Annotated in this window: 7 protein-coding genes; 1 reads left to right on the top strand and 6 read right to left on the bottom strand. The window is 68.0% G+C overall.

Annotated elements, in window-relative coordinates; genetic code table 11:
* The first annotated feature begins 141 nt into the window (after nt 1-141).
* On the top strand, nt 142-813 hold the full coding sequence (locus ABGB08_RS44335) for a class I SAM-dependent methyltransferase (protein WP_347603548.1): 672 nt from the start codon (nt 142-144) through the stop codon (nt 811-813).
* A gap of 82 nt (nt 814-895) precedes the next feature.
* On the opposite strand, the gene ABGB08_RS44330 is transcribed toward ABGB08_RS44335, so the two are convergent.
* From ABGB08_RS44330 to ABGB08_RS44305, 6 genes are read right to left on the bottom strand one after another with little or no spacing between them, the layout of a single operon-like run.
* Nucleotides 896-2,008: an HAD-IIIC family phosphatase gene (locus ABGB08_RS44330; RefSeq protein WP_347603546.1), complete on the bottom strand. Its 1,113-nt coding sequence runs from the start codon at nt 2,006-2,008 to the stop codon at nt 896-898.
* Between the two features lie 32 nt (nt 2,009-2,040).
* Nucleotides 2,041-3,150, bottom strand: coding sequence for an acyl-CoA dehydrogenase family protein (locus ABGB08_RS44325; RefSeq protein ID WP_347603544.1), 1,110 nt, complete (start codon nt 3,148-3,150; stop codon nt 2,041-2,043).
* Nucleotides 3,143-3,412: an acyl carrier protein gene (locus ABGB08_RS44320; protein ID WP_155355704.1), complete on the bottom strand. Its 270-nt coding sequence runs from the start codon at nt 3,410-3,412 to the stop codon at nt 3,143-3,145. Before ABGB08_RS44320 ends, ABGB08_RS44325 begins: the two co-directional genes overlap by 8 nt.
* Nucleotides 3,409-4,269, bottom strand: a complete 861-nt coding sequence (locus ABGB08_RS44315; protein ID WP_347603542.1) for a 3-hydroxyacyl-CoA dehydrogenase family protein — start codon at nt 4,267-4,269, stop codon at nt 3,409-3,411. Before ABGB08_RS44315 ends, ABGB08_RS44320 begins: the two co-directional genes overlap by 4 nt.
* 36 nt (nt 4,270-4,305) lie before the next feature.
* A complete protein-coding gene (locus tag ABGB08_RS44310) occupies nt 4,306-5,334 on the bottom strand; it encodes a GDP-mannose 4,6-dehydratase (protein ID WP_347603541.1) in 1,029 nt (342 codons plus the stop codon).
* Between the two features lie 41 nt (nt 5,335-5,375).
* Complete coding sequence (locus ABGB08_RS44305) at nt 5,376-5,891, bottom strand: cold shock domain-containing protein (protein WP_347603539.1); 516 nt, start codon at nt 5,889-5,891, stop codon at nt 5,376-5,378.
* Nucleotides 5,892-6,015 lie beyond the last annotated feature (124 nt).

Genomic DNA, 6,015 nt, shown 5'->3' with positions numbered 1-6,015 from the left:
TTCAGCTCAACCCTTTTTCGACGACCGGATCGCGGAGCCCAGTCTCAAACCCGGGCTCCCTGAAAATCACTAGAACCGCCCGCCACCACGCGGCCGTCGAATCTGGGGAAAAGACCAGCGCGCGGACCATACGCTCGCGCAATGGCCGGTCAGCTCCACATCACCTCAGTACTGTCCGACTACGCCCGTACGGTGTCGTTACGGGAGGACGAGATCCTGCGCTCCCTGCGCGAAGAGACCGCCGCCCTGCCCATGGGAAGGGCGATGCAGGTCATGGCCGAGGAGGGGCAACTCCTGGCGCTGCTGGTCCGGCTCACCTCCGCGCGCACCGTCCTGGAGGTGGGCACCTTCACCGGCTACAGCACGCTCTGCCTGGCCCGCGCGGTCGCCCCGGGAGGCCGGGTCATCACCTGCGACATCACCGAGCGGTGGCACAGTATCGGCGTGCCCTACTGGCGCAGGTCCGGCGTGCTCGACCGGATCGACTCGCGGATCGGCGACGCGTCGGACACCCTCGCCACCCTGCTATGCGAGGAAGGGCCGGGCTCCGTCGACTTCGTGTTCATCGACGCCGACAAGCCCGCCTACCCGAAGTACTACGAGGCCGCTCTCGCGCTGGTCAGGGAGAACGGCCTGATCGTGGTGGACAACACGCTGTTCCTCGGCAAGGTCGCCGACCCGGAGGCGCAGGACGCGGACACCGAGGCGATTCGCGCGTTCAACGCCATGCTTTTGGAGGACCTCCGGGTGGACGTCTCGCTGCTGCCGATGGCGGACGGCATCACCCTGGTGCGTAAGAAGGAGCTCTATTAATCAGAAACCCGTCCCACAGCCAGCCGCATGGCCGCCGACCAGGCGACTCACCGCTGCGGCCGTCCAGATCACGACTTTCTAATTAATAAGGGAGGACATCGGAGAACCGGTTCTCGGGCACTGCCGTGAGATCGGGTGCGATGAGGTGCATCGTGGTGGGCGGGGCCTGCGGCACGGGGACGAGGTGCAGCCGTTGCAGGCCGCTGACGTCCCCGGCGGGCAGGCTCGCCAGACACGGGCAGGTCTCGCCGGTGAACCCGCTGAACCGGTAGGCGATCTCCATCATCCGGTTGCGGTCGGTCCTGCGGAAGTCGGCCACCAGGTGCGCGCCGGCCCGCGCGGCCTGATCGGTCAGCCAGCGCAGGATCACCGAGCCCGCGCCGAAGGACACGACCCGGCAGGAGGTGGCGAGCAGCTTCAGGTGCCACACGTCGGCTCCCGTCTCCACCAGCACGACCCCGACGGCGCCGTGCGGCCCGAACCGGTCGCTCATCGAGGTGACCAGGACCTGGTGCCCGTGGTCGTCGAGGATCAGCCCGGCCAGCGCCTCCCGCGAATAGTGCACGCCGGTCGCGTTCATCTGGCTGGTACGCAGGGTCAGCTCCTCGACCCGGGCGAGGTGCTCCACGGTCGCGTGCTCGATGCGCATCTCCAGGCTGAGGGAGCGGATGAACTCCTCGTCCGGACCGGTGAAGCCGGACTTCGCGGCCTGCCGCCGGAAACCGGCCTGGTACATCTCTCTGCGGCGCCGGGCGTCCTGGGTCACCGTTTTCGGGTTGAACTCCGGCAGCTCGGCCAGCCCGGCGACCTCATCGGCGGAGTAGCACCGTACGTCGGGCAGGTGGAACGCCACCTCGGCCTGCTCGGCGGCCTGGTCGTCCATGAACGCCATCGTGCCGTACGCGAACCGCAGTTCCTCGGCGATGCTCCGGATCGAGCCGGACTTGGGCGACCAGCCGATGTGCGGCAGCACGAAATACTCCGCGACGCCCAGCTCCTCGAGTTTCGCCCAGGCATGGTCGTGGTCGTTCTTGCTCGCGACGGACTGCAGGATGCCGCGGGAGTCCAGGACCTGGATGAGCTCGCGCACGCCGGGGTAAAGGCGTACCTCGCCGTCCTCCAGCAACGTGCCCTGCCACAGCGTGTTGTCCAGATCCCATACCAGGCATTTCACTGTCATGGTCGTGTCGGCCACGTGTTCTCCTCATCTCCTTGAGGTCGTCTCCTTCAGCTCGCCTGGGCGACCGCGTGCTGGGCGAGAATGATCTGGCAGATCTCGGTGCTGCCCTCGATGAGCTCCATGAGCTTGGCGTCCCGGTAGGCCCGCGCCACGACGTGGCCGTCCTGCGCTCCCGCTGACGCCAGCACCTGCACGGCCGCCGCCGCACCGCGGGCGGCCTCGGTCGAGCTGACGTACTTGGCCAGGACCGTGGCGATCACCAGCTCCGGCGATCTAGCGTCCCAGCACCGGCTCGCGTGCTCGCAGACCCGCGTCGCCACCTGCTCGGCCACCACCAGCTCGGCCAGGTGCCGGGCCACGAGCTGGTGCTCGGCCAGCGGCCGGCCGAACTGCCGGCGCCCGCGCGCGTGCGCGCCCGCGGCCGAAAGGCACGCGCGCAGGATCCCGACGCACCCCCAGGCGACCGAGATCCGGCCGTACGCCAAAGCCGTGGTGACCAGCAGCTGGAGCGACTGCCCGCCGCCGCCGAGCACGGCGGTCGCGGGCAGCCGTACGGCGTCGAGGACGACGTCGGCGTGCCCGGCGGCTCGGCAGCCGCTCGGATTGGGCACCGGCCGGATGGTGACCCCCGGTGCGCCGGCGGGCACGAGCACGACGCCACCGCCGTCCCCGTACCGTCCGAAGACGGCGATCAAGTCGGCGTAGCGGGCCGCCGTGGTCCACGACTTGCGTCCCTCGACCACCACCGTGTCGCCGTCGGCGCGTATCTCGGTCGCCATCGCCGTCACGTCGCTGCCGGCATCGGGCTCGCTGAACGCGACCGCGGCCAGCTCGCCGCCGGTCAGCCTGGGCAGGTACTCCCGCCGCTGGCGGACATCGCCGAGCCGCTGGATCGTCCACGCCGCCATTCCCTGGGACGTCATCACGCTGCGCAGGGACCCGCAGAGGCTGCCCACCTGGGCGGTGAAGTCGCCGTTGTCCAGGCTTCCCGCGCCGACGCCGCCGTGTTCGACCGGCACCTCGGCGCAGAGCAGACCCGCCTTGCCCAGGGTTCGGAGCGTCTCCACGGGGAGGACGCCGGCCAGGTCCCAGGCCGCGGCCTGGTCGCCGACCAGCCGCGTGACCCGTTCCCCGGCATCGGCGCGCCAGTCAGGCATGGTCCGTCACCGGCGCGTCACGCAGCCGGCACACCAGCGACGTCATCCGCTCGACGGTGCGGAAGTTGTCGAGCTTCAGGTCCTCCCCGACGATGGCGACGCCGAACTCCTGCTCCAGGTGGACGACCAGCTCCATGGCGAACATGGAGTTGACGAGTCCGGAGGCGAACAGATCCTTGTCGACGACGATGTTGGTTTTGATCCGCTCTTCGAGGAACTCCCGGATCCGCTGCTGAACCGACTCCGCTGATCCCGTGGTCACGACAGCACCTTCTCGTAATCGTAGAAACCCTTGCCGGACTTGCGTCCGAAGTGCCCTGCGGCCACCTTCTGCCGCAGCAGTTCGCAGGGCCGGAAACTCGCTTCGCCCGTGCGCTCCCACAGGGTCGACAGCGCGTCGACCAGGTTGTCAAGACCGATGAGGTCGGCCGTGCGCAGGGGCCCGGTGGGATGCCCGAGGCAGCCCCGCATGAGGTCGTCCACCGACTCGGCGGTGGCCACGCCGGCCTCGACTATCCGGGCCGCCTCGTTGATCATGGGGTGGAGCAGCCTGCTCGTGACGAACCCCGGGGCGTCCCGGACGACGATCCCGCGGCGTCCCATCCGCGCCAGCAGCCCGGTGACCGCGGCCATGGTCTCGTCGCTGGTCCGCGCACTCCTGATCACCTCCACCATCGTGATCAGGTAGGCCGGATTCATGAAATGGATGCCGAGCAGTTCGTCCGGGCGGCTGACGAACCTCCCCAGCTCCCCTATCGGGATGCCCGAGGTGTTGGAGATGATCGGGGCGCCGGCGGCGACCAGGCTCGACACCTCTCCCAGCACCTTCGCCTTGATCTCAGCGTCCTCGGTGACCGCCTCGACGACCGCGGTGGCGCCGGCGACGGCCGCGAGTTCCACGGCCGTCGTCAGACCGGCCGCGTCCCGCGCCGGCACCGCGCCCATCAGCCGCGCATGCCGGAGCTGAGCGTCGACCCGACGCCGGGCATCGGCGAGCCTGTCCTCCGATACGTCGACGAGCACCACGGGGATACCGTGGCCGATCGCCAGGGCCGCGATCCCCGTGCCCATCACGCCTGCGCCCAGCACTCCCAGCGGGGCACTTGCCGCTTCACTCATCCCTGGTTCACTCATCGCTCGATCCCAATGATGTGCTCACCAGCTCGATGCGAGGATGAGGTCTCCCAGCTCCCGCTCGCGCGAGACGTTCAGGAGATCGGACTCCACCATCATGTGGATGAGCTGCTCGAAGCTGACGGTCGGCTCCCAGCCCAGCTCGTCTCTGACCTTGCCGGGGTCGGCGCAGAGGGTCTCCACCTCGGCGGGACGGACGAGCCCCGGGTCGATGACGACGTGGTCCCGCCAGTTCAGCCCGACGTACTCGAAGGCCATCCGTACGGCGTCGTACACCGAGTGCGTGCGACCGGTGCCCACGACGTAGTCGGTGGGCTCGTCCCGCTGCAGCATGAGATGCATCGCGCGGACATAGTCACCGGCGAACCCCCAGTCACGGACCGCGTCGAGGTTTCCGAGATACAGCTTGTCCTGCCGGCCGAGTTTGATCTGGGCGACGGCCAGCGAAATCTTCCGCGTCACGAATTCCGCGCCCCGGCGGGGCGACTCGTGGTTGAACAGAATGCCGGAGACGCCGTACATGTTGAACGACTCACGATAGTTCCGGGTGATGAAATGGCCGTAGGTCTTCGCCACCCCGTAGGGGCTGCGCGGGTGGAAGTTCGTCATCTCGTGTTGCGGACTCTCCACGACCTTGCCGAACATCTCCGAAGACGACGCCTGGTAGAAGCGGATCTGACCGGTGCTGCTGCGGGACTTGTCCAGCCCGCACACCAGGCGGATCGCCTCCAGCGTCCGGAGCACGCCCATGCCGTTGACGTCGGTGGTCAACTCGGCCTGCTGCCACGACATCGGGACGAAGGAGATGGCCGCGAGATTGTACACCTCATCGGGCTGCACCAGGTCCACCGCCGCGACCAGGCTCCCCTGGTCCAGCAGGTCGCCGTTGACGAACGACACGTCGCTGACAAGGCGGCTGATGCGGGACTTGCGGGGATTGGCCTGCCCTCTGATCAGTCCCCAGACCTGATATCCCAGGGACAGCAGATGCTCAGCCAGATAGGAACCGTCTTGACCGGTGATACCGGTGATCAGCGCGCGCCTGGACATGCACTTTCCTTTCGCCCGGAGCCGGCGGGAGGCCGTGCCGGCTACCCATCGACCCAGCTGTGTGTCTGCGCGAGGCCGACGAGGCATTCGCGGACGCCCAGAATCTGCTGCGCGGTCATCGTCGGCACGGCCGCGAGCACGGCTTCCGTGATTTCCCGCGTGAATTCCTCGACGGACAGCACGTCGCAGAAACCGGTGTCGTTCGCCTGACGATCGAAGGTGGAGACAGCCGGGCCTGGTGACACCATCGCCGCGATCGTCGCAGGTGTCGGTGTGGGCGGCGGCGTCGGCGTGGGTTTCGGTGCGGGGCTCGGCGGAGGGGGCGAGACCAGGGTGGCCTTCGCTGCGCTGGCTCGGTCGAGCACGCGGACATGCGAGGCCTTCAGCCCTTTGCCACCGTTCTCGACCATGAATTCAACCTGCGCATCGACCGAGATGAGACGTTTGTCGCTGTCGAGGTCGTTGACATGCATGAAAACGTCTTCGCCGCCTCCGTCCGGGGCGATGAAGCCGAAACCACGGAATTCGTCGAAGCTGATTACCTTGCCAATTGCCATGACCACACCTCACGAGAACCACGCTCCCCGAACTGAGGAGCCCTGCCAGGAGAACCACCCCGGGTTCCGCTCGAAGTTCGGCCGTGAGCCGGACCGCCGACGACACGACACATAGGGTCCCGCT

Source organism: Acrocarpospora sp. B8E8, from assembly GCF_039871605.1.
In the GTDB taxonomy this organism is placed as follows: domain Bacteria; phylum Actinomycetota; class Actinomycetes; order Streptosporangiales; family Streptosporangiaceae; genus Acrocarpospora; species Acrocarpospora macrocephala.
Note: the sequence above shows the minus strand (reverse complement) of the source record. Positions and strands in the feature narration are given on the sequence as shown.

What these genes read in the sequence shown, in the direction of transcription:
- ABGB08_RS44335 (WP_347603548.1), top strand. Translation starts at nt 142, where the DNA reads ATGGCCGGTCAGCTCCACATCACCTCAGTACTGTCCGACTACGCCCGT.
- ABGB08_RS44325 (WP_347603544.1), bottom strand. Translation starts at nt 3,150, where the DNA reads ATGCCTGACTGGCGCGCCGATGCCGGGGAACGGGTCACGCGGCTGGTC.
- ABGB08_RS44315 (WP_347603542.1), bottom strand. Translation starts at nt 4,269, where the DNA reads ATGAGTGAAGCGGCAAGTGCCCCGCTGGGAGTGCTGGGCGCAGGCGTG.
- ABGB08_RS44310 (WP_347603541.1), bottom strand. Translation starts at nt 5,334, where the DNA reads ATGTCCAGGCGCGCGCTGATCACCGGTATCACCGGTCAAGACGGTTCC.
- ABGB08_RS44305 (WP_347603539.1), bottom strand. Translation starts at nt 5,891, where the DNA reads ATGGCAATTGGCAAGGTAATCAGCTTCGACGAATTCCGTGGTTTCGGC.